This is a genomic window from Kaistia sp. UC242_56 (genome assembly GCF_044452255.1).
Lineage (GTDB): Bacteria > Pseudomonadota > Alphaproteobacteria > Rhizobiales > Kaistiaceae > Kaistia > Kaistia defluvii_A.
In genome coordinates, this window is the sequence record NZ_JBIOAN010000002.1 from 1,681,127 (window position 1) to 1,705,693 (window position 24,567).

At 66.3% G+C, this 24,567-nt stretch carries 26 protein-coding genes and 1 pseudogene; 8 read left to right on the forward strand and 19 right to left on the reverse strand.

Annotated elements, in window-relative coordinates; genetic code table 11:
* Positions 1–14 precede the first annotated feature (14 nt).
* Entirely contained in the window at positions 15–371 is a 357-nt protein-coding gene (locus ACHMWQ_RS10600) for a hypothetical protein (protein ID WP_396307430.1), read from the reverse strand.
* A 486-nt stretch (positions 372–857) separates the two neighbouring features.
* On the opposite strand from ACHMWQ_RS10600, the gene ACHMWQ_RS10605 reads away from it, so the two are divergent.
* Complete coding sequence (locus ACHMWQ_RS10605) at positions 858–1,049, forward strand: hypothetical protein (protein WP_396307431.1); 192 nt, start codon at positions 858–860, stop codon at positions 1,047–1,049.
* Between the two features lie 375 nt (positions 1,050–1,424).
* Here ACHMWQ_RS10605 and glyS read toward each other — a convergent pair whose 3' ends face one another.
* The gene (gene glyS, locus ACHMWQ_RS10610) at positions 1,425–3,635 is read right to left on the reverse strand and encodes a glycine--tRNA ligase subunit beta (protein WP_396307432.1); all 2,211 of its coding nucleotides are present in this window, start codon (positions 3,633–3,635) and stop codon (positions 1,425–1,427) included.
* Complete coding sequence (locus ACHMWQ_RS10615) at positions 3,636–4,520, reverse strand: glycine--tRNA ligase subunit alpha (RefSeq protein ID WP_266332994.1); 885 nt, start codon at positions 4,518–4,520, stop codon at positions 3,636–3,638. It lies immediately after the preceding gene.
* A 262-nt stretch (positions 4,521–4,782) separates the two neighbouring features.
* Here ACHMWQ_RS10615 and ACHMWQ_RS10620 point away from each other — a divergent pair, with 262 nt between their 5' ends.
* Positions 4,783–5,772, forward strand: coding sequence for an MDR family oxidoreductase (locus ACHMWQ_RS10620; protein ID WP_396307433.1), 990 nt, complete (start codon positions 4,783–4,785; stop codon positions 5,770–5,772).
* Between the two features lie 246 nt (positions 5,773–6,018).
* Here the strand turns inward: ACHMWQ_RS10620 and ACHMWQ_RS10625 are convergent, their stop codons facing one another.
* From ACHMWQ_RS10625 to ACHMWQ_RS10650, 6 genes and pseudogenes are all read right to left on the reverse strand, one after another.
* Complete coding sequence (locus tag ACHMWQ_RS10625) at positions 6,019–7,308, reverse strand: cell wall hydrolase (RefSeq protein ID WP_396307434.1); 1,290 nt, start codon at positions 7,306–7,308, stop codon at positions 6,019–6,021.
* A gap of 126 nt (positions 7,309–7,434) precedes the next feature.
* Complete coding sequence (gene ppdK / locus ACHMWQ_RS10630; protein WP_396307435.1) at positions 7,435–10,155, reverse strand: pyruvate, phosphate dikinase; 2,721 nt, start codon at positions 10,153–10,155, stop codon at positions 7,435–7,437.
* 136 nt (positions 10,156–10,291) lie between these two features.
* Entirely contained in the window at positions 10,292–10,864 is a 573-nt protein-coding gene (locus ACHMWQ_RS10635) for a GNAT family N-acetyltransferase (protein ID WP_396307436.1), read from the reverse strand.
* Between the two features lie 25 nt (positions 10,865–10,889).
* Positions 10,890–11,411, reverse strand: a complete 522-nt coding sequence (locus ACHMWQ_RS10640; RefSeq protein WP_266332998.1) for a tyrosine phosphatase family protein — start codon at positions 11,409–11,411, stop codon at positions 10,890–10,892.
* A 117-nt stretch (positions 11,412–11,528) separates the two neighbouring features.
* Positions 11,529–12,156 (reverse strand): annotated as a pseudogene (locus ACHMWQ_RS10645) (hydrolase).
* Positions 12,153–13,037, reverse strand: coding sequence for a YgfZ/GcvT domain-containing protein (locus tag ACHMWQ_RS10650; RefSeq protein WP_396307437.1), 885 nt, complete (start codon positions 13,035–13,037; stop codon positions 12,153–12,155). Before ACHMWQ_RS10650 ends, ACHMWQ_RS10645 begins: the two are co-directional and overlap by 4 nt.
* A gap of 116 nt (positions 13,038–13,153) precedes the next feature.
* Between ACHMWQ_RS10650 and ACHMWQ_RS10655 the strand changes: the two genes are divergently transcribed.
* Positions 13,154–14,488, forward strand: a complete 1,335-nt coding sequence (locus tag ACHMWQ_RS10655; RefSeq protein WP_396307438.1) for a dihydroorotase — start codon at positions 13,154–13,156, stop codon at positions 14,486–14,488.
* 92 nt (positions 14,489–14,580) lie between these two features.
* On the opposite strand, the gene ACHMWQ_RS10660 is transcribed toward ACHMWQ_RS10655, so the two are convergent.
* The 6 genes from ACHMWQ_RS10660 to ACHMWQ_RS10685 all read right to left on the reverse strand — a co-directional run bounded on the left by ACHMWQ_RS10660 (position 14,581) and on the right by ACHMWQ_RS10685 (position 17,654).
* Positions 14,581–14,991, reverse strand: coding sequence for a VOC family protein (locus tag ACHMWQ_RS10660; RefSeq protein WP_396307439.1), 411 nt, complete (start codon positions 14,989–14,991; stop codon positions 14,581–14,583).
* 78 nt (positions 14,992–15,069) lie between these two features.
* Positions 15,070–15,747 (reverse strand): hypothetical protein, encoded by a 678-nt coding sequence (locus tag ACHMWQ_RS10665; RefSeq protein WP_396307440.1) that lies wholly within the window; start codon positions 15,745–15,747, stop codon positions 15,070–15,072.
* A 152-nt stretch (positions 15,748–15,899) separates the two neighbouring features.
* Positions 15,900–16,148: a hypothetical protein gene (locus ACHMWQ_RS10670; protein ID WP_266333004.1), complete on the reverse strand. Its 249-nt coding sequence runs from the start codon at positions 16,146–16,148 to the stop codon at positions 15,900–15,902.
* 148 nt (positions 16,149–16,296) lie between these two features.
* Positions 16,297–16,713 (reverse strand): TIGR02301 family protein, encoded by a 417-nt coding sequence (locus ACHMWQ_RS10675; protein ID WP_396307441.1) that lies wholly within the window; start codon positions 16,711–16,713, stop codon positions 16,297–16,299.
* 109 nt (positions 16,714–16,822) lie between these two features.
* Positions 16,823–17,272 (reverse strand): NUDIX hydrolase, encoded by a 450-nt coding sequence (locus tag ACHMWQ_RS10680; RefSeq protein ID WP_396307442.1) that lies wholly within the window; start codon positions 17,270–17,272, stop codon positions 16,823–16,825.
* On the reverse strand, positions 17,247–17,654 hold the full coding sequence (locus ACHMWQ_RS10685; protein ID WP_396307443.1) for a hypothetical protein: 408 nt from the start codon (positions 17,652–17,654) through the stop codon (positions 17,247–17,249). The genes ACHMWQ_RS10680 and ACHMWQ_RS10685 overlap by 26 nt, the downstream gene beginning before the upstream one ends.
* 138 nt (positions 17,655–17,792) lie before the next feature.
* Between ACHMWQ_RS10685 and ACHMWQ_RS10690 the strand changes: the two genes are divergently transcribed.
* Positions 17,793–18,527: an SOS response-associated peptidase gene (locus ACHMWQ_RS10690; RefSeq protein WP_396307444.1), complete on the forward strand. Its 735-nt coding sequence runs from the start codon at positions 17,793–17,795 to the stop codon at positions 18,525–18,527.
* Between the two features lie 123 nt (positions 18,528–18,650).
* Positions 18,651–19,262, forward strand: a complete 612-nt coding sequence (locus tag ACHMWQ_RS10695) for a LysE/ArgO family amino acid transporter (protein WP_396309425.1) — start codon at positions 18,651–18,653, stop codon at positions 19,260–19,262.
* A gap of 231 nt (positions 19,263–19,493) precedes the next feature.
* Here the strand turns inward: ACHMWQ_RS10695 and ACHMWQ_RS10700 are convergent, their stop codons facing one another.
* Positions 19,494–19,673, reverse strand: a complete 180-nt coding sequence (locus tag ACHMWQ_RS10700; RefSeq protein ID WP_354547965.1) for a hypothetical protein — start codon at positions 19,671–19,673, stop codon at positions 19,494–19,496.
* 267 nt (positions 19,674–19,940) lie between these two features.
* On the opposite strand from ACHMWQ_RS10700, the gene ACHMWQ_RS10705 reads away from it, so the two are divergent.
* Positions 19,941–20,759: a DUF1499 domain-containing protein gene (locus ACHMWQ_RS10705; protein WP_396307445.1), complete on the forward strand. Its 819-nt coding sequence runs from the start codon at positions 19,941–19,943 to the stop codon at positions 20,757–20,759.
* A 9-nt stretch (positions 20,760–20,768) separates the two neighbouring features.
* Here ACHMWQ_RS10705 and ACHMWQ_RS10710 read toward each other — a convergent pair whose 3' ends face one another.
* Positions 20,769–21,677: an MBL fold metallo-hydrolase gene (locus ACHMWQ_RS10710; protein ID WP_396309426.1), complete on the reverse strand. Its 909-nt coding sequence runs from the start codon at positions 21,675–21,677 to the stop codon at positions 20,769–20,771.
* Between the two features lie 142 nt (positions 21,678–21,819).
* Positions 21,820–22,437 carry an NAD(P)H:quinone oxidoreductase type IV gene (gene wrbA / locus ACHMWQ_RS10715; protein WP_354547967.1) on the reverse strand — a complete coding sequence of 206 codons (618 nt, stop codon included), beginning with the start codon at positions 22,435–22,437 and terminating at the stop codon, positions 21,820–21,822.
* A gap of 193 nt (positions 22,438–22,630) precedes the next feature.
* On the opposite strand from wrbA, the gene ACHMWQ_RS10720 reads away from it, so the two are divergent.
* Positions 22,631–23,557 carry an SMP-30/gluconolactonase/LRE family protein gene (locus tag ACHMWQ_RS10720; protein WP_396307446.1) on the forward strand — a complete coding sequence of 309 codons (927 nt, stop codon included), beginning with the start codon at positions 22,631–22,633 and terminating at the stop codon, positions 23,555–23,557.
* Positions 23,558–23,636: 79 nt separating this feature from the next.
* Complete coding sequence (locus tag ACHMWQ_RS10725; protein WP_396307447.1) at positions 23,637–24,029, forward strand: endonuclease domain-containing protein; 393 nt, start codon at positions 23,637–23,639, stop codon at positions 24,027–24,029.
* 97 nt (positions 24,030–24,126) lie between these two features.
* On the opposite strand, the gene ACHMWQ_RS10730 is transcribed toward ACHMWQ_RS10725, so the two are convergent.
* The gene (locus ACHMWQ_RS10730; protein WP_396307448.1) at positions 24,127–24,552 is read right to left on the reverse strand and encodes a helix-turn-helix domain-containing protein; all 426 of its coding nucleotides are present in this window, start codon (positions 24,550–24,552) and stop codon (positions 24,127–24,129) included.
* Positions 24,553–24,567 lie beyond the last annotated feature (15 nt).

Below are 24,567 nucleotides of genomic sequence, written 5' to 3' on the forward strand. Positions count from 1 at the left end.
TCGACACCGACGTCTCAGAACAGCCGGCGAACCGCGCGCGTGTTGTTGGCGCACTTGCGCTCCGCGGCGTGGCGGGCGTTGCGCGTAATTCCTTCGCAGCTGGAAGGCGACCGGTAGTTCGGATCGCTGTCGTTCGGGCAGACGCAGGCCATGGCCTGGATCAGGCAGCCCGACGGCATGTTGGCATAACCGTATTCGCCGCAGCTGGCCGAACGCATGCCGCCATCACCGCCGTCCGGTCCACCAGGAACGGTCGAGGACGGGGGCGTGCGGGAAGGCGCGGCGGTCTGGGCGATGGCCGGCGACAGGTCGGCCATGAACAGGCCGGCGATGGCAAAGGCGGCGATGGAGAGGGCGAGGCGTTTCGTCATGATGGGGCTCCCTTGAGCTGCCACCGATGACGACGCGAATACCGGAGCGACACCCTGTCGTCCGCGCGCCCATGCGGTCTCTTCGAGGAGAGGCTGCACCGGGCATGTCTGCCCGGCCGATGGCAGGCGCACCATCGTCTTTTCCCCTCAGCGGCAATATGACCGGGGTCACAAGCTCGCGACCCCGGCGCGATCAGCGGAAATCACCGATCCGGCGAAGACTGTTACTGGCCGCCGGACGATTGTCCGCAATACCAGGGCGCGTTCGCATAGCCGTAGATCGAGCAGTTATAGTCCGGCATGCTGCTGCTGCTCCCCCCTCCGCTACCGAGGCCCAGCAGGCGCGCCAGCGGAGCCACCGGGACCGGAGTGGGCGTGGGTGTTGGCGTCGGTGTCGGCTCGGGTTCGGGCAGGGGATGATGTGGCCAATGACCAGTGCCTGGCCACTTGACGCCATGGTGCCTGTTGCCGCCCCAGGAGCCATTATTGGCCCAGTTCTTGGGGCTGTTGCCCGTTCCTCCTTGCCATCCCGAACCGGAATGGCTGCCGGACGAAGGGCTGTTCATGGATGTCGCGCTGCCCCAGGACGGGGAGCCGGACATGGAACCCCCTCCCGTCATGCTGGAGAAGGAAGGCCCGCCCATACTGGTGAAGGACGATCCGCCGTTACCGGAATAGCTTTTTGGGCCGCCATATCCGTTCTGATCGGCAAATGCGGGCGCTGCGGCCAAGGAAAGGGCGGCAGCGAAAGCAAGTGAAGCATGTCTGGTTTGAGTCGCCATGATGATTGCTCCTTGAGCCCATGCCATCGGCAGCGACGTGAAAACCGAGCGACCTCCCAGCCGCTCGCGCGTCGCATCGGATCCAAAGGTGCTTCAAACGGGGGATTTCCCCCGGGCCGAGGGCAAGTCGGGAAAATCTCTCTTTCCCGCAGGAGATCAAGAATTCCGCGCCTCAAAACGCTGTGACGTAGCGTGATCGAGTTGCCACCATCAGGAGAGTGGGGCGCAACCTGGCCCTCCCCAGGGGGAGGGCCAGGCGGATTGCGGCGGACTAGCCGCTGACTTTCGAGAAGTCGGCAACCGTCAGCGTGGCGCTGCGGATGGCGTTCAGCAGGCGGAGCCGATTGGCGCGAACCTCCGGCTCCTCGGCATTCACCAAAACGGCCTCGAAGAAGGCATCGACCGGCGCGCGCAGGCGGGCGAGCGCGGCGATGGCGCCTTCATAGTCTTCACGTGCGACGGCGCCTTCCGCCTCAGCGCGGGCGGTGGCGATCGCCACATGCAGCGCCCGCTCTTCCGACAGGCGGAGATGGGCGGCATCGACGGCGCCATCGAAGCTTTCGCCCTTCTTCTCCTCGGCCTTGAGGATGTTGGCGGCGCGACGGTAGCCGGCGAGCAGGTTCTTGCCGTCCTCGGTATCGAGGAACTTGCCCAGCGCCTCGACGCGGCGGGCGATCAGTTGCACATCGTCCTGATTGCCGAGCGCGAACACGGCGTCGACCAGATCGTGCCGCGCGCCCTGGTCGCGCAGCTGCACCTTCAGGCGATCGGCGAAGAAGGCGATCAGGTCGGCGATGATCTCGGGCGTCTTCGCGTCGAGCTCGCGGCGCAGCCGGCGGCCGAAGTTCTCCAGCGCGTTGTCGAGATCCTGTTCGCCATCCACGTCCTCGCGCGAGACATGGCTCTGGGCGCCTTCATAATCCGTGAGCGCTTCGGATTCGGTCTGGTCATTATAGCCGTCGATCGCATGGGCGAGCGCGACGTTGAGCGGCAGCTTGGCCGGGATCGACAGCGCGATGCGGATGACGCCCAGCGCCGCGCGTCGCAGCGCATAGGGGTCCTTGCTGCCGGTTGGCTTCTCGTCGATCGCCCAGAAGCCGGTGAGCGTGTCGAGCTTGTCGGCCAGCGCCACGGTTATCGCGACCGGATCGGTCGGCACGCGGTCGCCGGGGCCCTGCGGCTTGTAGTGGTCCTCGATCGCGGCGGCGACCGATTCGTCCTCGCCCTGCGCGATGGCGTAGTAGCGCCCCATCAGGCCCTGGACTTCCGGGAATTCGCCGACCACCTCGGTGACGAGGTCGGTCTTGGCAAGCAGCGCGGCGCGCTTCGCCTTGTCGACATCGGCGCCGACCAGCGGCGCGATCGCGGCGGCGAGCTTCTGCAGGCGCAGGATGCGCTGCGACTGCGTGCCGAGCTTCTCGTGGAAGACGATCTGGTCGAATTTCGGCAGACGGTCCTCGAGGCGGGTCTTCAGGTCCGTGTCATAGAAGAACTTGGCGTCCGACAGGCGGGCGCGGATGACGCGGCCATTGCCGGCCGTGATCGCCTCGCCGCCATCGATCGCCTCGATGTTGGCGATCAGCACGAAGCGGTTGGCGAGCTCGGTCGTGCCGGGCTTGCGGACGACGAAGCACTTCTGGTTGGCGCGGATGGTGGCGCGGATCACTTCCGGGGGGATCGAAAGGAATTCTTCCTCGAAGGTCCCGACCAGAACGACCGGCCACTCGACCAGGCCCGCGACTTCCTCCAGCAGGCCCTCGTCCTCGACCAGTTCCAGCCCGAGCGCGAACACCCGGTCGCGCGCGTCATGCAGGATGACGTCCTTGCGGCGGTCGGCATCGAGAATGACAGAGGCGTTGTCGAGCTTGTCGACATAGTCGTCGAAGCGCTTCACCGGAATCGCGCTCGGCGCGATGAAGCGGTGGCCGTGGGTGATGTTACCCGAGCGGATGCCGTCGATCTCAAAATCGATTACTTCCGGCTCTTCGGTCTCCGGTCCGAAGGTGCAGACAATCGACTGCAGCGGGCGCACCCATTGCAGCTTGCCGGTGCCCCAATGCATGGATTTCGGCCAGGGGAACGAGCGGATGATGGCGGGGATCGCGTTGGCGAGCACGTCCTTGGTGTCGCTGCCCGGCTTGTGGATATGGGCGACGTAGAAATCGCCCTTCTTCGGATCCGAGTGGATATGCGCCTGGTCGAGCGAGGTAAGCCCCGCGCCACGCAAGAAGCCCTGGATCGCGGCGTCGGGAGCGCCGACCTTCGGTCCCTTGCGGTCCTCATGGGTCGCGGCTGAATGCGTCGGGATGCCGCTGACGGTCAGGGCGAGGCGGCGCGGCGTCGAGAACGCCTTGGCGCCCTCGTAGTGCAGGCCGGCCTCGACGAGCGCGTCGGTGACGAGCTTCTTCAGGTCTTCCGCCGCCTTGCGCTGCATGCGGGCGGGGATTTCTTCCGAGAAGAGTTCAAGCAGAAGATCGGGCATTTATTCTTTTCCCCCGGCTGCGGTTTCCAGCCAGGCAGCGCCGCAGGCCTTGGCCAGTTCGCGGACGCGCAGGATGTAGCTCTGGCGTTCGGTGACCGAGATCACGCCGCGCGCGTCGAGCAGGTTGAAGGCGTGGCCTGCCTTGAGGCACTGGTCATAGGCCGGCATGGTCATGCCGCCGGCGGCGAGCAGCGCCTGGCATTCCCGTTCGCAATCGGCGAAGCGGCGGAAGAGGATCTCCGTGTCGGCGAATTCGAAATTGTGCCGCGAATATTCCTGCTCGGCCTGCTTGAAGACGTCGCCATAGGTGACCTTCTCGTCGCCCTCGCGGCCGTTGAAGTTCAGGTCATAGACGTTGTCGACGCCCTGCACATACATGGCGAGGCGCTCAAGGCCGTAGGTCAGCTCGCCCGAAACCGGGTTGCACTCGATGCCGGCGACCTGCTGGAAATAGGTGAACTGCGACACTTCCATGCCGTCGCACCAGCACTCCCAACCGAGGCCCCAGGCGCCGAGCGTCGGGTTTTCCCAGTCGTCCTCGACGAAGCGCACGTCATGCAGCGCCATGTTGATGCCGATGGCGCGCAGCGAGTCGAGATAGAGATCCTGCAGGTTCGGCGGGTTCGGCTTCAGGATCACCTGGAACTGGTAGTAGTGCTGCAGCCGGTTCGGGTTCTCGCCATAGCGGCCGTCCTTCGGCCGGCGCGAAGGCTGCACATAGGCGGCCTTCCACGGCTTCGGACCGAGCGATCGCAGCATGGTCGAGGGATGCGAGGTACCGGCGCCCACTTCCATGTCATAGGGCTGCAGGATCGCGCAGCCGTAATCGGCCCAGAAGCGCTGCAGCGTCAGGATCAGGCCCTGGAAGGACCGGTCAGGGCGCATGTGGGGAGGAAGTGTTTCGAACACCGGCAAACCTTGAGAAATTCGGACGCGTGGCGTGATGCGACGCGAAGGCGGCGCACCCTAATCGCCCGGCGCCCGCCCGGTCAAGGAAGCGCGGGATTCCCGCGAGGCTGAAGGGGATGGCATGGGAGCGCCGAAGGACGATCCGGCGGTTTCAGGCAGTGGCGACCTTATCGAAGCGGGCTCGACTTCCTATGATCGTAGAAGCGCTTTGCCCGCAACCGAACCGAGGAGACATGCCATGCCCGGCTTCAAGGCCGTCCTGATCCAGAAGGATGCGAGCGGGAGCCAGTCGGTCGGCTTCGCAACCCTCGGCGACGCGGATCTGATGGAAGGCGACGTCACGGTGCGCATCGAGCGCTCGACGGTCAACTACAAGGACGGCCTGGCGATCACGGGCCGTGCCCCGGTCGTGCGCCGCTTTCCCATGGTGCCGGGCGTCGATGGCGTCGGCATCGTCGAGCAATCCTCCGCACCCGGCATCAAGCCGGGCGACCGGGTGCTGCTGAATGGCTGGGGCGTCGGCGAACTGCACCTGGGCGCCTGGGCCGAAAAGGCACGCTGGAAGAGCGACTGGCTGATTTCGCTGCCCTCCGGCTTCTCGCCCGATGAAGGCATGGCGATCGGCACGGCCGGCTATACCGCGATGATGGCGGTGATGGCGCTGGAGCGCCACGGCATCCATCCACCTGCCGGGCCCGTGCTCGTCACGGGCGCTGCGGGCGGAGTCGGCTCGGTCGCCGTCGCCCTGCTGGCCGGCCTTGGCTACCACGTCGTCGCCTCGACGGGCCGGCCGGAGGAGGCAGACTATCTGAAGGGGCTGGGCGCGGCCGAGATCATACCGCGCTCGGAGCTGAACGGTCGCGGCAAGCCACTGGCGCGCGAACGCTGGATCGGCGCGATCGACGTCGTCGGCGGCCAAACCCTGGCCAATCTGCTGTCGATGATCCGCTATGACGGCGCGGTGGCGGCCTGCGGGTTGGCCGGCGGCATGGAATTCCCGGCCACCGTCGCGCCGTTCATCCTGCGCGGCGTGACTTTGTACGGCATCGATTCGGTCTATGTGCCGAAGCCCGTCCGTATCGCCGCCTGGGACCGGCTCGACCGCGACCTCGACCGCGCCAAGCTGGCCGCCATGACGAAGCGGATTGCCTTCGACGATGTCATCGACGCCGCGCGTCAGATCGTCGACGGCAAGGTCCGGGGGCGGCTCGTGGTGGAAATCGGGTAGGGCTTTTCGCGTCCCGCGCCGGCGTCATCCTCGCGCAGAATGCGGCTCTCCCGTTTCCTCACCCTCGCCGTCATCCCTGCGAAAGCAGGGATCCACCTTTCCGGAAAACGCGGTGTTGTCGGCTAGGGCGGTCGTGGCCGTGGGCCGGAAAGGCTCGCTTAGGCATGGATCCCTGCTTGCGCAGGGATGACGGCGGAGCGGGGGAGACGGCCGTCGTCCGCCACCGGAAAAGCCGGTCGCACCGCCTCAAATCCAGCCGCCGCCATAGGTCTTGTAGAAGATGTGGTGCCCGACCTTCTGCATCTTCTTCATCGTCCTTGCCCAGCGCGGCTTCACGTAGTTGGCGTGATAGTGCGTCGAGGAGCCGACATCGGCATTCCACCAATTGTCTTCGAACAGGACGCGCTTGGCCAGAACCTGCGCCCGCGCCCATGAGGTCGCGTCGGTGATCCGGTCGGGGATGCCGTCGCAGGCGAAAGAGAACTGGCAGGCGTTGCGCATGTTCTTGTTCTGGTAGACGACGCCGCAGACCGTGTTGGGATAGGCTGGGTTCTTCAGGCGGTTGATGACGACCTGGGCGACGGCCAGTTCGCCCTTCACCGATTCGCCGCGCGCTTCGAAATAGATCGCGGTCGCCAGGCATTTCTGCTCGGTGGCGGAGCGTGCATTGGTCGGGATCTTGTTCATCACCCACCAATGATCCGGCTTGCCATCCTTGCCGATCGCCATCGGGCGGTTGAGCAGGGCGGTGAACGGTGCGCTGAGCGCCTTGTCCTGTTCGGGATTGGCATAGGCGGAAACAACCAGGCTGCCCGGCGCCTTGGCGGCAGCCTCGGCTTTCTTGCTGCTGCGCTCGAGCAATTCGTTGCGGCGCGGCAGCGGCGCGATCGAGGCGAGCGCCACCACCGGCTTGGCGACTTCCTCGCCCTTCTTCGCATCCGCGCCGACAGGATCGGCCTTCGAGGCGTATTGCAGCGGCTGATCTGGCTTGGCCACGTCCTGGGCGGTCAGAAAGGCCATCTTCGGAACGGCATTGGCGCTGCTGAAGACGCTGCCGAGATCGGCGGTCTTGAGCACGCCGGCCTTGAAGCGGGCGGCGGCGGTGCGGAGCGGCTCTGCCTTGCGCTGAGCGATCGTGATGTCCTGCTTGCCGGTCCGGTTCACGGTCGGTGGAACGAATTCCGGCGCGGAAACGGGACCGCGCACGGCGATGTCGAGCACGGGCTCGATCAGCTTGCCGTCGCTGACGACATTGCCGGCGACGAGGCGGGCTGCCGGCGGCGCCGAAAGAGAGCCCGGCTGATAGGCTTCGCCCGAGGGCCGCGGCATCAGCCGCGCCAGCCAGCGCTGCGAGGCCGGCAGATCCTTGCCATAGAGGCTGGCGACGTCCTGGAACGCGACGGTGGTCGAGGAAAGCGCCACGAGGCCACTCGCCAGAATGCCGGAAAGCAGCGCGATGCGGCGGAAGGTCGGCCGCGGTCGCCGACGTCGCAGAACGAATTGCGCGTCGTTGCCCGGGTGGGCGCGGGGGGACATTCCTGACGTCGGACGCCGCTTGGATCCAGCCATGAGGTACGCAACTCCACGCGCACGGAACAAAACCGACCAGTGTGCTCTGCTGGTCACGTGGCTGGAATCTGCGGCATTAACCTAAAAACGAGGTTAACGGTCGGGAGGGGCCGTCGGGGGCGTTGGGAGGGGAGAGGCGGAATTGGCTTTGTCTCTGTTTTGTAAGGCTGCCTGAGCGGCGGCCAGTCGGGCGACGGGCACCCTGAAAGGCGAACACGAGACGTAATCAAGGTTAATTTCGGCGAAAAAATGAATCGAGGCGGGGTCGCCGCCATGCTCGCCGCAGACGCCGAGCTTGAGATCGGGCCGCGTCGCCCGGCCGCGCTCGCAGGCGATGCGGATCAGTTCGCCGACGCCTTCGCGATCGATCGAGGCGAAGGGATCGTGCGGCAGGATGCCCTTGGCGAGATAGGTGTTCAGGTAAGTCGCGGCGTCGTCACGCGAAATTCCGAACGTCGTCTGGGTCAGGTCGTTGGTGCCGAACGAGAAGAAGGTGGCGCTCTTCGCCAGTTCGCCGGCGGCCAGCGCCGCGCGCGGCAGCTCGATCATCGTGCCGAGTTGGTAGGCGGGGGCGCGGCCGTGAATTTTTCGAACGAGCGCTTCTGCCGCACGTATGTGGCTGTTGACCAGGTCCAGCTCCGGCTTGCCGGCGATCAGCGGCACCATGATTTCGAGGTCGACCGGCGTGCCCGTCTCGTCGGCGACGTCGAGGGCTGCCTCCAAGATGGCGCGCGCCTGCATCTCGACGATCTCGGGGAAGGAAATGGCAAGACGCACGCCGCGATGGCCGAGCATCGGGTTCGCTTCCGAAAGCGCATGGGTGCTGGCGCGGATCTTGGCCGGTGAAATCCCCATGACCGCGGCGAGCTCGGCGATCTCCGCCTCGCCCTTCGGCAGGAATTCATGCAGCGGCGGGTCGAGCAGGCGGATCGTCACCGGCAGGCCCGACATGATCTCGAACAGCGAAGCGAAGTCGCTGCGCTGCATCGGCAGCAGCTTGGCCAGCGCTTCGGCGCGGGCGGCATGGGTCTCGGCCAGGATCATCTCGCGCACGGCGACGATGCGGCGCGCATCGAAGAACATGTGCTCGGTGCGGCAGAGGCCGATGCCCTCGGCGCCGAAGCCGCGCGCGGCGCGCGCATCCGAGGGCGTATCGACATTGGTTCGGATCTTGAGCGTGCGGAAGGTGTCGGCCCATTCCATCAGCTCGGCGAAGGCGCCCGAAAGCTCGGGCTCGCGCAGCGGAACGGCGCCGAGCAGCACCTGGCCGGTGCCCCCATCGATGGTGATCATGTCGCCGCGCTGGATCGTCCGGCCGCCGGCCGACATCGTGCCGGCGTGGAAATCGACGCGGATCGTGCCGGCGCCGGAGACGCAGGGCTTGCCCATGCCGCGCGCCACGACCGCCGCATGGCTGGTCATGCCGCCGCGCGTCGTCAGGATGCCGCGCGCCGCATGCATGCCGTGCACGTCTTCCGGGCTGGTCTCGACGCGGACCAGGATGACCTTTCGCCCCTGCGTGCGCGCGATCTCGGCTTCTTCCGAGGTGAAGACGACGGTGCCACTCGCCGCCCCGGGCGACGCCGGCAGCCCGCGTGCAAAAATGTCGCCGCTCGATTCCGGGTCGATCGTCGGGTGCAGCAACTGCTCCAGCGTGCGTGGATCGATGCGGGCCACCGCCTCGGCGCGGGTGATCAGCCCTTCATGCGCCATGTCGACGGCGGTCTTCAGCGCCGCGTGGATCGTCCGCTTGGCCGGCCGCGCCTGCAGCATCCAGAGCCGGCCGCGCTCGATGGTGAATTCGAGGTCGAGCACGTCGCGATGGTGCTTTTCGAGCGCCGCGCAGACGGCGTGGAACTCGGCGAACACCGCCGGCATCGCCGCTTCCATCGATGGTAATTCGGACCCGGTCTCGCGACGCGCGACTTCGGTCAGGTCCTGCGGCGTGCGCATGCCCGAGACGACGTCCTCGCCCTGCGCATTCGGCAGGTATTCGCCCCAGAGGATGTTTTCGCCGGTCGAGGGATGGCGCGTGAAGGCGACGCCCGTCGCCGAGGTTTCGCCGAGATTGCCGAACACCATCGCCTGCACGGTGACGGCCGTGCCGCCGCCCTCGGGCAAATTGTTGATCCGCCGATAGGCCTTGGCGCGCGGATTGTTCCAGGATCGGATGACGGCTGAGATCGCGCCCCAGAGTTGTTCCTGCGGCGCTTGCGGGAAGGGGATCTCCAGCTCGTCGGCGACGAGCGCCTTGAACAAATCGCAGACCGCCTGCCAGTCGCCAGCATCAAGATCGCTGTCGAGCGTGAAGCCGCGCTCGAGCTTGTAGTCTTCCAGCTTCTCCTCGAACACCGAGTGGTCGAGACCAAGCACGACGTCGCCATACATCTGGATGAAGCGACGATAGCTGTCGAAGGCGAAGCGGCGATCTCCCGAGACACGCGCCAGTCCCTCGACCGTCTCGTCGTTGAGGCCGAGATTGAGGACCGTATCCATCATGCCGGGCATGGACGCGGCGGCGCCGGAACGGACGGATACCAGCAACGGATGCTCGGTATCGCCGAAGCGATGGCCGGCCACCTTGCCGATCCCGTCCAGTGCCGAGGCAACCTGCTGCTCGAGCTCGGGCGGGAAGGCGCTTTCGGTCGCGAGGAAGTGGCGGCAGATTTCGGTCGAGATGGTGAAGCCCGGCGGTACCGGCAGGCCGAGCGCGCTCATCTCGGCGAGTCCCGCACCCTTGGAGCCGAGGATCTCCTTCAACGCGCTGTCACCCTCGGCGCGTCCCCCGCCGAAGGTGTAGACCCATTTCGTCATCTGCGCACGCTCCCGCGGCGACCGGCTCCTGCCGGCGCTACATCTAGCTAGATCAAGCTCTTACTGCGCTGCAACACGAAAATATTGAAACAGTTCTCGGCGCCTGTCCCTGCGGCGATTGGCGCGCGAGCGAGGATCAGGCGATGGCCCGTCTCTGGCGCCATTCCGAGGCCAGCGCGGCATAGATGTACTCGTTGCCCCATTCGCCGTTGAAGCGGTCGTTCTGCACGAGATGCGCCTCGCGCCGCAGGCCGAGGCGCTCGACCACGCCCACGGATCCGCGGTTGGCGGTGTCGAGCCGTGCGAAGATCCGGTGGAAGCCGAAGTTGAAGAAACCGAAATCGATCGTGCTGGCAACGGCTTCGGTGGCATAGCCCTTTCCGGAGAAGGCGGGGTTGAAGATGTATCCCACCTCGCCCTGCAGGGCCGCCTTGCTGGCCAATTTCAGAATGGTCTCGCCGATGACGGCGTGCTCGGCAGTCGACACGACGGCCAGCCGGAAGGCATCCCCGTCCGTATCGAAAGGCGCGGAGAGCACTTCGTCAAACTGCTTTTGCAAGTCCACGCCGGCCGGCGGCGCCGCATAGAGATATCGATAGACCTCGGGAAGCGTGTGGTACGCGGCGTAGGCAGTGAAATCCTCCGCCACGAACGGCCGGAGCGTCAGCCGACCAGTCGCGAGGGGGAATTGCAGAGACTGAGTGTTCATGCAGCTGGGTTCCCGCGAAGTGCGATCACCGCACCAGATCGAGGTCGAGCGCGAAGGGATGGCCCTCGAAAGCGTCTCGGCCCCGGCCGATCGCCTCGATCGCGCTGACCATGCGGCCGCGGCGGCCGAGGATCTCGTCCGCGAAACGCACCAGGCGGAGATTCGGCGTCGCCGAGGGCGAGCCGCTGCGGATCAGCGTGGCGATCTCGGCCTCGTCGCGATCCGGGCGCAGCGCGCAGACCGTGATGAAGGCGGCGGCGGTCGAGCGGCTGATGCCGGCGAAGCAATGGATGACGATCGGCTTTTCCGGCTTCCAGCCCTCGACGAAGTCGAGCAGCGAGACGACATGCTCCTCTGCCGGCGGGGTCATGCCCTCCATCGGCTCCAGGATGTCGTTGAAGGCCAGGAAGAGGTGGCGGTCTTCCGGGATCGCCGCCGGGCGCTCGACCGGCGTGCCGGCATTGATCAGCGTCACGAGATGGCTGGCGCCGGTCTGGGCCACGGTCGCGCCGATACGGGACAATGAGCAGACGTGAATGCGGGACATCGATTTTCTCCTTGCGCCGTCTCGTTCGCCGGCGTGCCGGATCGACCGGCCGCCGGAATGGATTGGCCCGGCGAAACAGGCGCCGGGACGTCTATGTAGGGGTTCGAGGCGTTCGGGTCACGCCGAAACGGTCGGGGGCGCCAGCGCCTCGACCAGGGCGGCGAACCGCGCCAGGAAGCGCTGCTCGGCTTCGGCCGTCGGCCAGGGCTCCAGCGCAAGCTGCTCGCGATGCAGGCCGCGCGGCCGGCCGAAATATTTCGCCGCTTCGGTGGCGGTGAAGCCTGCCAGTTCCGTCGCCTCGAAAAAGGCGGCGACGCGATCTGCCGCCTTGATCGCCTCGGTCAGGCCCGCAGCACGGTCGGCGGGCAGGCCGAAAACGCAGATGGATCGCCGCCTGCAGCCGCGCCTCCACCACCTTGTATTCGCCGCCGACCAGCGCCTTGAACGGCGAGATCATGTCGCCGACGACATATTCCGGTGCGTCATGCAGCAGCGCCGCCAGCCGCCCGGCGGCGGAAAGCGCGGGATCGGCAAGCCCCGCGATCTCCTCGACCAGCACGGAATGCTGCGCCACCGAGAAGGCATGCGCGCCGCTGGTCTGGCCGTTCCAGCGCGCGACCCGGGCAAGCCCATGCGCGATGTCGCTGATCTCGATGTCGAAGGGCGAGGGATCGGCCAGATCGAGCCGTCGGCCGGAAAGCATGCGCTGCCAGACGCGGGGCGGGGCGGCGGCCTTCGGCTTCATGCGTCGCTCTCTCCGCCATCTCCAGGCCAGTCGAATTTGGCAAAGGCCGGCAGCGTGATCGAAAGCGGCACGCCGCCCGCCGTTACCGGCGTTCCCTGGTCGAGCGCCCGCTTCGCCCGATCGAGCCGGATCAGGCCGATGCCGGCTTGGCCCGCCGTGCCGCCCAGGGCGCCGAGCGGCTTGCCGTCGGCTTCGATCGGCGTGCCGGGCGGGGGCAGGGCGCTCTCGCCCGCAATGGCAACGGCGCGGCGGCGAGCGGTGCCGCGATGCTCCATGCGCGAGACGATTTCCTGGCCAACATAACAGCCCTTGCGGAAATCGAGCCCGCCAAGATCGTCCATGTCGACATCATGCGGAAAGGCGTCCCCGAACGGGAAGTCGCGCCCGCCCTCCGGCACGGTGAGCCCGGTCCGCCAGGCGTGATAATCCGCCTCGGTCGCCTCGTCATAACCCGGGACGGCAAGGGACGTCCCGACCGGGACGATCGCCCGATAGCCGAGCGCCGGCAGGCGCGGATCCGCGGCGACCACTCCGGCAATCGCGGGCGGAACGTCGCCGCCCCAGAACGCCACGACCTGGTCGCTTTCGCTGCGATCGGCGATGCCGACCTTGGCGCGCAGCCGATAGAGCGTCATGCGCTTGATGAAATCGTCCACCAGCCCGCGCGGCAGGTCGAACAGGAAGCCGTCTTCGGATGCGAAGACCAGGAAATCGAACAGAATCTTGCCCTGCGGCGAGAGCAGCGCGCCAAAGCCGGCGCCGCTCGAAACCACGCGACCCATGTCGGTGGTGATGATATTCTGCAGGAACGCTTCGGCCTCTGCGCCATTGATGAACACGGAGCCGCGATCGGTAAGGCGGGCATATGACCCATTACGCATAGACATGGTTCCCATGCATTGGACGCGCTTGTGAAGTTCTTCCGCCTTCCTTAATCCGATGCCAGCCATCCGTCATCGGACTTGGGCGGATCAGGTATGCACTGGGGAGGGCGGCCATGTCGGATACCTACGAGTTTCTCTTTCGGAACGGAACCGTCGTCAATCAGGACGGCATCGGAACGCATGACATCGCTGTCCGCGATGGACGGATCGCCGCGATCGGCGATGTCGATCCGCGCCGCGCCGGCAAGGTGATCGACTGCACCGGCTTGCATATATTGCCGGGCGTCGTCGATACCCAGGTGCATTTTCGCGAGCCGGGCGCGGAGCAGAAGGAAGATCTCGAAACTGGATCGCGCGGCGCCGTTCTGGGCGGCGTGACCGGCGTCTTCGAGATGCCCAACACCAATCCCACCACGACGACGGCCGAGGCGCTGGCCGACAAGGTGTCGCGCGCGCATCATCGAATGCATTGCGATTTCGCCTTCTGGGTCGGCGGCACGCGCGAGAATGTCGACGCGATTCCCGACCTCGAGCGCCTGCCGGGCGCTGCCGGCATCAAGGTGTTCATCGGTTCCTCGACCGGCAATCTGCTGGTCGCGGACGATGAGGGCATCGCCGCCATCCTTTCCAAGACCCGCCGCCGCGCCGCCTTCCATTCCGAAGACGAGATGCGGCTCGAATCGCGCAAGTCCTTGCGCGTCGAGGGCGATCCTTCCTCGCATCCGATTTGGCGCGACGAGATCGCCGCCATGCAGGCGACCGAGCGGCTCGTCGCCATCGCCCGCCGCACGGGCGCGCGCATCCATGTCCTGCATATCTCGACGGCGGAGGAAATCGACTTCCTGGCGCTGCACAAGGATGTCGCCACCGCCGAGGCGACGCCGCACCATCTGACGCTCTCTTCCGACGATTACGCCCGGCTCGGGACCCTTCTGCAGATGAACCCGCCGATCCGCGATGCGCGCCATCGCACCGGCGTCTGGAAGGGCGTGGCGCAGGGCATCATCGACGTGCTCGGCTCCGACCATGCCCCGCATACGCTGGAAGAAAAGGCCAAGCCCTATCCGGCCTCGCCCTCCGGCATGACGGGCGTGCAGACGCTGGTGCCGATCATGCTCGACCACGTCAATGCGGGCCGGCTGACGCTGGAGCGCCTGGCTGACCTGACATCGGCCGGACCGGCGCGGATCTTCGGCATGGCGCGCAAGGGCCGCATCGCCGTCGGCTACGATGCCGACCTGACCATCGTCGACATGAAGCGGCGCGAGACGATCACCAACAAGTGGATCGCATCGCGCGCCGGCTGGACCCCCTATGACGGCAAGCGCGTCATAGGCTGGCCGGTCGGCACCGTCGTGCGCGGCCGCCGCGTCATGTGGGATGGAGAGATCACGGAGCCCTCGATCGGCGAGCCGATCCAGTTCCTCGAGGCCCTGCCGCGCGGCTGATTGGCGGCCCTTGGGGCCCAAAGCCAACCGCCCTCCAACGTCGGCCCCGGGACGACCGGGGCCGCTGCGCCCTACCAGGGGAGGCGCAGGGATCACAGCGCTTCGATCACCACCGATTCCGCCGATCGCCTCGCGGGGCCGTGGTTCACGGCTTCGATGTTGTTGCCGGCCGGATCGATCAGGAAGGCCGCATAGTAGTTCGGATGATAGTCGCGCAGTCCCGGCGGGCCATTGTCCCGGCCGCCGGCTTTCAGCCCCGCGGCATAAAACGCATCGACCGTGGCCTGATCCTTCGCCTGGAAGGCAACGTGGCAGCGCCCGGTCGTCGGCGACCCCGCACTCACCACGAAATCATCGGCGTCGAGGAAGTTCTCTCCGAAGAGGATCGGAATCCCGAGGACGTCCATGATCGCTTCATAGAAGCGGCGGCAGGCCGGGTAGTCGCTGACGACGAGCTGGATATGGTCGATCAGGCGGCCGCGATGAAACTGCGTGGTGTCCATGATGTTCCCTCCGATAGCGGATAGAACAAATCATGAACCTCAGGCGTCGTCAACCGGCTTTGGGCGAGGCCAGTCGCCTCAATCGCCCGCTTCGAAATAGGTCCAGGTGCCGTCCGGCGCGATGCCGACGCGGTAGAACATGTAGGCGCCGAAGCTCTTCATCTCGTCAAAGTCGGACGAGGTGAGGATGCGAAACAATTCGACCATTTGCGGCGGCGTCAGCGCGTCGATCGGGTAGCGCGCGAAATAGGGCCAGATATAGGCTTCCTGCGGCGTGCCGATATCGACATGCACGTAGCCGGCATCCAGGATCTCGCTCAGGATCGCCAGGATCTCGCGGCCCTCGGGGTCGCCCGACAGCGTCTTCAGGAAGGCGATCGGGTCCTTGTCCTGGTCTTCGTCGGCGCCGAGATTGGGCGGCGACTTGTTGGCGTCGATGATCGGCTTCAGCTGGTTGATGTCGCCGGTCTTGGCGGCCTCGAGCAGCTTCTCGCGCAGGCGCTTCACCGGTTCCGGCAGCTTGGAGACGTCATATTCGATGACAGGAAGCGGCTCATCCGGAGCGACCTTGACCGCAGGCGCGGCCTTCTTGGCATCGGCCGGATCCTCGGCGCCATCGTCCTCCGGATCGGGCGGGATGGTGATGCTCAAGGTCGGCACCGATTTGCTCTCGCCGGCGACGAGAGCGTGGGACGGGCTCGTCCCGATCATCAGCATCGCGATGGCGGTTCCCGCGATAGTCCAGCGCCCGAGCATGCCTGTCTCCTACATTCGTCTGTCAGTCATAACCGACCGGCCGGAAACGGCCAAGCGCCGGGGCGGACAATCCGGCCTTCGCCGGGCATGAAAAAGCCCCGCCGGCGTTTCCGCCGCGAGGCTTTGATGTCAATGCGCTGTGGCTGGTTCCGTTACTGGATCGTGCGCTGCAGCGTGAATTCGCCGCGACGGACGCGGTCGGGCAGCGACACGGCGAGATCGGCGACGGCGTCTTCGCCATAGGTGTCGATCAGGTCGGAAAGGGCCGCGAACAGGGCGGCATGGGCAAGAATGTCCGGCTCGATACCCTCGGCGATCGCCTCGTCCCAGGCTTCCGTGAGATAGGCGAGAGCCGCGCGCTTCTGTTCGGCAATCTCGATCTCGTCGGGATCGTGTTCCATGGGGTCGCCTGCTTTCCGCATCATGAATGGGCAGAAACCGAATCGCCCTCATCCGCAGGGTAGCACGAGCGGTTGGAACCGGGCCGAGATCCTGAAGAGGAGGTTAAGATGTCGATAACAATTCGATGCGGCTGGTTAACACACGCGATCAGCGCCCGTAGCGCGCCGTGATGTCGCGGGTCAGCTTCTTGCCTTCTGCCATGTAGCGATCGATCGCCGTTAGCGCCGCGGGCGTGCAGGTGCGATAGACCGTGGCGAAGCTGGAGAAGCCGTGGTTGAACTGCGAGACGATGCGCGCGCGCCGGTCCGGCGTGGGGTCCTCGGCGGCAAGGATCTGGTCCATCTGGTCGCGCCAGACGCTCGGTTCCTCGGCCCCGCAAAGTGGGCGCAGATAGTGCAGCGCTCCAAGGATTTCGGCCAGCCGCTGCAATTGCTGTTCATAGGGCGGGTCGCCCGCGCCGGCGCCGACGGCATCCTGGCCTCGCGCCACTATGGGCGTGGCCGCGAGCACCAGCGCCAGCGCGATCGCCGCCATCCGTCCCGAATTGCCCTTTGAGGTGATCACGCCGATCCTGCTTGCCGTTCCTGCTGCGACCTCGCGGTCGGGCGGGATCATGCTGTGCCGGGCGACGCGCAGCAAGGCCGCCCGGCGTCGCGGTGGCAATTTGCGCCGCTCATGCCGGAGCGGAGAGGGCAACGATGCGCTTCAGCCCCGGCGTCGTCGTGAGGGCGTCTATGGCGTCGAGCGTAAACCAGCCGAAGTCCGCGGCGTCGGTAGCCGCGATTGGCGTCCCTTCCGCATTGGCCGCGAAGACGATGATGACGAAATGGCCGCGCACCGTACCGTCCTCGGCCCGGTCGATCGCGTCCAGCGTTTCGACGAGGCGAGGCACGCCCAGGACGAGGCCGGTTTCTTCCAAGAGTTCGCGCGCGACCGCCTCGACCAGCGTCTCGCCGCGCTCGACCCGGCCGCCTGGCAGCGACCAGGCGCCCCGCCAGGGATCGTGGCCGCGCTGGATCAGCAGCACCTTCCCGTCGCGCCAGACGGCGACGCTGACACCGAGCACCGGGCCGGCTCGCGGCGCGGTCGTTGGCGGCTCAGGCGGAGCGGGCGAACGGGACATGCGATTCCTCCGGCGCGGGGGAGGGGATCGTCGGCTCGGCATGGGCGATGGCGTCGCGCGCCTCGGCGATGACGGGCCGGATTTCCTTGGCAGCGAGCGCCGCGATCGGCCAAAGCAGGTCGAGCTTGCCGTTGCGCACCACTTCGCGAACCGCGTCCTGCGCGGCGGTGGCCTGGCGATAGAGGCGGGTTTCCAGCTGTTCCAGGCGAACGCGATCGCGGTGGCCGGCCGCGGTGGCCAGCACATGACGCCGATGCTCCGGCCTCCAGGCCAGAACGCCGTCGACGAGGTCGAGCCGGTGCGGCAATGTCTCAAGAAGCAGCGCCAGGTCCTCGGCGTGATTCAGATAATTGCTTTCCGGCGGCGCCGGCCCGAACTGCATGCTGTCCCCCAAATTGCGACGACGCTGGACGGCATCGCAAATACGCGGCGAGAAAATGATACGATGCAGATCGTTAGCGGCGCTTCCTTACGAAGTCTTTACCAAAGCGGCGCCGCAGGCTGAGTTGGAGCAAAATGGATGTGTGGACGCTTTGCCCTGGCGGTGCAGCCGGAGGATATCGAGGCTGAATTCTCGATGATCCGCATCGAGTGGTTTCCGCCGCGCTACAACATTGCGCCGACGCAGCCGATCCTGATCGTCCGGGGGGAGCGGCGGCCGGCGCTGGTGCGCTGGGGGCTGATCCCGTCCTGGACCAAGGACCTCGCAGCCCTGCCGCTGCTGTTCAATGCGCGCTCGGAAACGGCGGCGGAGAAGCCGGCCTATCGCGGCGCCTATCGCCATCGCCGCTGCCTGATCCCTGCGACCGGATTCTACGAATGGCAGAAGGGGCCGAACGGCAAGAAGCAGCCCTATTATCTGCAGCCCGCCAGCGGCGGCATCATCGCCTTCGCCGGGCTCTGGGATGAATGGGCCGACGACAAGGGCAACATCATCGACACGGCGACGATCCTGACCACGGCCGCCAACCGCGAACTGGCGCCGATTCATGAGCGCATGCCGGTCATCGTCCGGCGCGAGCAATATGATCTCTGGCTCGGGCTCGACGCTGACCGGGGCGCCAAGGCCGGTCAGGTTCTGCTGCCGCCCCCGGACGGCACGTTCGAGGCGATTCCGATCGGCCCGGCGGTCAACAATTTCCGCAATGACGATCCGTCGATCCTGGCGCGTGTGGCGCCCATGCCGGAACCGGAGCCATTGCGTCCGAAAAAGGCGGAAAAGCCGGTCGACAGCAGCCAGTTGAAGCTGTTCTAGGCGCGCTACGCCCCCTTCCGGCTGCGAAGTCGACGTTTTGGAGGATGACGGCGCCATTCGGCTTGCCTAAGACGGTGCCGTCCAACCTCTCTCGCCTGTCCGGAAGCCGACCCCATGCCAGACCTGCTCCAGCCCTCCGTCGAGGGTTTCGTCCTCGGCGCGAGCCTGATCGTCGCCATCGGGGCGCAGAATGCCTTCGTGCTGCGGCAGGGACTGGCGCGGCGGCATGTCTTTGCGATCGCCACCTTCTGCTTTCTTGCCGATGCCCTGCTGATCGCGGCCGGCGTCGGCGGGCTGGGTTCGCTGGTGCAGGCGATGCCGAGCGTTCTGTTCGTGGTGACGCTGGCCGGCGCGGCCTTCCTCGCAGCCTATGGCGCGATGGCCATCCACCGCGCCTTCCATGCGGCGGGGCTCTCGGCCAGCGGCGCGGCGGAGACGCGGCTTGCCCCGGCGCTGGCGACCGTCGCGGCGCTGACCTTCCTCAACCCGCATGTCTATCTCGACACGGTCGTGCTGCTGGGGTCACTGTCGGCGCGCCACGCGGGCACGGCCCGGCTGGCATTCGGCCTGGGCGCGATGTTCGCTTCCTGCGCCTGGTTCTATACGCTTGGCTATGGCGCGCGGCTGCTGGCGCCCTTGTTTGCCCGGCCCGTCGCCTGGCAGGCGCTCGATATCGTCATCGGCCTGGTGATGTTCGCGATCGCCGCGTCGCTGCTGTGGCAGGCTTTTGGCTGATAGGCCAAAGCGATGGCCCGCCTCACGCTGCGGCTGCTTTAGCCGGCGGCGCGTCCAGGCGTGCCGACGGCATGCCCGCAGCAACCCGTTTTCAGGCTGGAAGGTTCACCGTCGAGGCGCAGTCGCGACAGCGCTGCGCAGGCTCCACGCACGATTCAGCGGATTCGGCGGGTCATCCCGCCTCTCTATTCCGGTCGATGCGCGAGGCAGCCCAGCGGGCCGCCGCGTGGATCAGTCCCGCTCGCTGGGCTTCAAAGCGGCCTGGGCCTGCTTCTGCTGTTCCAGCTTCTTCTTCTGCAGGATGGCGGCGACGATCTCGGGATTGCCGAGTTCGCCATACTTGGCCTGCAGGTTCTGCTCCTGCTCGCGTTGAGCCTTGGAACGGAAGGGGGGGTGCTTCACACTGGTCATAATCGTCTCGAATCCTGAGCGTTTCCGCCGGACACCGTACCGATCTTTCGCCGGCTGGCATCCGAGGGATGCGCGTATGAAATTCCATTATGGCGGATTCGTGGTTTACAAAATGGTTAAAAGGCCACGGCTGAGGACAATGATTGTTAAAGGATATTGCAGGATAGGAATGTCCGCCGGCTGCGGTAAACTTGCCATGACAAGCTTCCGGAAGACGAGTTCCGGCCAGCCGAGTTTCCTGAAGCAGCGTGGCTGCGGAGAGACAGCATGACCGCGCGCCCGTTCGAGCGCGAGGCGAGGACGGCCCCCTGGTCGTTGCGCCTTGCCCTCCTGCCGATCCCGCTCCTGATCGTCGCTGTGGTGATGCACCGCTACGGCCAGATCGACACCGTGCCGCTCTTCCTGCTGATCGCCATCGCCTGGGCGCTGGCGCTGGCGGCGCTGGTGCTCGGCGGGCTCGCCATGCGCCGGATCTGGATCGACGGCGTGCGCGGCTTCGCCCCGGCGCTCACCGGCTCGCTGCTGGCGATCGCGATTCTCGCCGTGCCGGGGCTGGTGGTCGAGGAAATGGTCCGCCTGCCGCGCCTGGCCGATATCTCGACGGATCTGAATGACCCGCCTGAACTCGCGCCATCCGCCCAGGCTGCCCATCCGGCACCGGATGTCGTCAGCAATGATGAGCAGGCGAAGGCCTATCCCGACATCCTATCGCGCCACTATCCGGTGTCGCCCGCGCGCGTCTACGACGCGGCGACCGCGCTGATGACGGCGCGCGGCTGGACCCTCAGCAAGGCGGTGCCGCCTGATATCGAAAGCGCCGACGCGTCGATCGAGGCGGTCGCGCGCACCCTCGTCCTGGCCCTGCCGGCGGATGTCGCGCTTCGCATTGTCGCCGACGATGACGGTTCGCTGGTCGACATGCGGTCGGCCTCGCGCATCGGCTCGCATGATCTCGGCGACAATGCGCGCCGGATCCGCGCCTTCTTCGGGGATCTCGATACGGCTCTGCAGGGCGTCACGGAGCCCGTGGAGGGCGACGAGACCGACATGCCGCCCTTGCCGCCGGTATCGCCCCGGGCGCGCTGAGCCGTCCGGTCAGGCCGGCTCGAAGGTGCCGACCAGCGTGACGCCCTCTGGCGCGCGAAGCCGTCCGCGCGCCACCAGATCTTCCAGATGCGCGAAGACGGAGAGCGCGGCGGCGCCATGCAGGGCGGTTGGCGTATCGCGATAGATGGCGGCGACGACGTCGGCGATGGTGCGGTCGCCGCGGCCGATGCGGTAGACGATGGCTGCCTCGCGCATTCGCCGGTGCGCCTTCAAGCCGCGCACGAAGGAGGGCGCGTCCTCGACCGGGCCGCCATGGCCGGGCAGGTAGATCGTCTCGGGGCGTTCGGCCAGCTTGTCGAGCGAGGCCATGTAGTCGCTCATCGCCCCGTCCGGCGGCGCCACGATGGTCGTCGCCCATTTCATCACATGGTCGCCGGAGAATAGCAGCGGCGTCCCTTCCAGCGCGAAGGCAAGATGGTTGGCGGCGTGGCCGGGGGTGGCGATCGCCGTCAGCGCCCAGCCGTCGCCCTCGATCCGGTCGCCATCCGCCAGCGCCCGGTCCGGCACGAAATCCATGTCGCCGCTGGCGTCGAGCATGTTGATTTCGCCGGTTGCCAGAGGCCGCGACAGCCGGTGCGGCCCTTCGCCCAGCAGCGTCGCGCCGGTGAGCGCCTTGAGGCGCGCGGCCCCGGGGGAATGGTCGCGATGCGTATGGGTGATGAGGATCTGGCGGATCCGCTCGCCCTTTGTGGCGCGCAGGATCGCCTCAATATGCTCGGGATCGTCGGGACCTGGATCGATCACCGCGACGTCGCCTCGGCCGACGATGTAGCTGTTGGTGCCGTGGAAGGTGAAGGGGCCGCCATTCGGCACTGTCATGCGGCGCACTTGGTCGCCGATCGCGACGGCGCGGCCATAGGCGGGATCGAAGTCGCGTTCGAAATCCATGGAAGTCATGCGCATGAGCTAGCGGGATCGGCGGGCGGGTTCAAGCAAGCCGCGACAAAATCGGGCGCCCGACGCAAAAACGCCCCGGCGAAGGCCGGGGCGTTTCCAAGCGCGCCGCGCAGGAAGGCGGGCGCAGCGGCTCTGGTGCGGCTTATGCCGGCTGCAGGACCTTGCCGGCAACCTTGGCAGCGATGGTGGCGACGTGGGCGCCCTGGAACTTGGCGGCCTCGAGTTCGATCGCCGACGGCTGGCGGCTGCCGTCGCCATCGGTGATGGTCGAGGCGCCGTAGGGCGAGCCGCCCTTTACTTCTTCAACGCCCATCTGGCCCTGGAAGGCGTAGGGCAGGCCGACATAGGCCAGGCCGTGATGCAGGAAGGTCGGGATGAAGCCGAGAATCGTCGACTCCTGGCCGCCATGCTGGGTCGCCGACGAGGTGAACATCGAGCCGACCTTGCCGACGAGCTTGCCCTGGGCCCACAGACCACCGGTCTGGTCCCAGAAATTGCGCATCTGCGAGGCGACGGTGCCGTAGCGGGTGCCGGCGCCGACGATGATCGCGTCGTAGTTTTCGAGATCGGCCGGGGTCGCGATCGGAGCGGCCTGGTCCATCTTGTAATAGGAAGCCTTGGCGACTTCTTCCGACACCAGCTCGGGTACGCGCTTGATATCGACCTTGGCGCCGGTGGAGCGGGCGCCTTCCGCGACGGCTTCCGCCATCTTCTCGATGTGGCCATACGCGGAATAATAGAGAACGAGAACCTTGGTCATGGGAGCCTTCCTTCATTTGCACTTCAGCACATGTCGGATGCCTGAGCATTTTTTGAAAGGCGGCTGCTGGTGAACAGTCTGTCTATGCACGGTTATGCGTCGGCGGCCGTCGTGGAGGGCCTTGCGGCAAAGGTTGCTTCGCCTATGCTTCGGCATCTTTCAACGCCAAGATATGGAAGATTGTGGAGGGGACATGCTTACCAAGGATTTCGTGGTCTATGACGACCGGTTCCGTTCTCTGGCCATGGGGAACGTCCATGTCGAGCAGCTCGCGACGGGCTTTCGCTGGGCCGAGGGCCCGGCCTATTTCGCCGCCGGCAAATATCTGATCTGGTCCGACATCCCGAACGACCGTCTGATGCGCTATGACGAAACCGACGGCTCGGTCTCGGTTTTCGCCACGCCGTGCAACAACCACAACGGCCATACCGTCGATCTCGAGGGACGCCTCGTCTCCTGCGAGCATCTCGGCCGCTGTGTCAGCCGCATCGAGCATGACGGCACGCGCAAGGTGCTTGCCGACCGGTTCGAGGGCAAGAAGCTGAACGCGCCGAACGACGTGGTCGTGAAGTCGGATGGCTCGATCTGGTTCACCGATCCGACCTATGGCATCGACGGCGACTATGAGGGCGACAAGGCGGAGAGCGAGATCGGCGCCTGCAACGTCTACCGCATCGATCCGGCCTCCGGGGCGGTGACGGCGGTCGTGACCGACATGGTGCGCCCGAACGGCCTGGCCTTCTCGCCGGACGAATCGATCCTCTACGTCGCCGACACTGGCCTGACCCACAAGGCGGACTGCTCGCCGGACATCCGCGCCTATCCTGTCGCGGGCGACGGCAAGTCGGTCGGCGCCGGCCGCACTTTCGCCACCAGCGATATCGGCCTGTTCGACGGTTTCCGCGTCGACATCCACGGCAATATCTGGAGCTCGTGCGGCGACGGCGTGAACTGCTACGCGCCGGACGGCACGCTGATTGGCAAGATCAAGATCCCGGAAGTCGTGGCCAACGTCGAGTTCGGCGCCCGCAAGCGCAACCGCCTCTACATCTGCGGCACGACCAGCCTCTATTCGGTCTACCTTAACACGCGCGCGGCAAAGCGTCCGGCAGCGAAGTAGGGATTCGAGAAGGCGGGTGAGGGGGCAGGTCTGCTAGACCTCAACCCCTCACCCGGCCCTGACGGGCCGACCTCTCCCCATGGGAGAGGTGATCGAGCGGTCGCCTTGCGTTGGCTGTGAGGTGATGATGGATAGTCGGCGCTTCATTCAGCGGCTTCGTGTGGACATGACGGAAGCCGAGCGCCGGCTCTGGTATCACTTGCGCGACCGTCGCCTCGACGGGTTCAAGTTCCGCAGACAGCAACCCATTGATCGCTTCATCGTCGACTTTCTCTGCGTCGAACGAAGGCTGATTGTTGAGGTCGACGGCGGCCAGCACCATCCAGCGGTGGATGCCGAACGCACCGCAATTCTGGAAACAGCGGGCTATTTCATTCTACGGTTCTGGAACGACGAGGTGTTGCGCCAGACGGAGACGGTGTTGCTGCGCATCCTGACAACCCTCCGAGCCCAACCTGACGACTCGGCCTAGCCTTCACCTCTCCCATGGGGAGAGGTCGACGGCCGAAGGCCGGCGGGTGAGGGGTTCCGTCGTCCAAGACTTCGTCTCCGGCTAGCCCCACCACCCCTCAATGCCGGTCGTGCAGGCAGGCGCCGTGGTCGCCGAGGACTTCGATCACCCGGCATTCGGCGACGCGGCCGTGCTCGCCTTCGTCGACCATGCGCTGAACCTCGGAGCGCAGTGCCGTCAGCTTGGCGATCTTCTCGTCGATCTCGGCGAGATGGCTGCGCGCGATGACATCGACATCGGCGCAGGAGCGATCCGGCTGGTCGGAAAGCGTCAGCAATTGCCGGATCGCATCCACCTCGAAGCCCAGCTCCCGCGCATGGCGGATGAAGCGCAGCCGCTGGATCGCGGCGGCGTCATAGCTGCGCCGGTTGCTGTCGGTGCGGGCCGGGGAGGGCAGCAGCCCGACTTCCTCGTAATAGCGGATGGTCGGAACCTTGATGCCCGTCTGGCGCGACACCGTGCCGATCGGAACTGCGCGATCCATGCAAATCACCTCTTG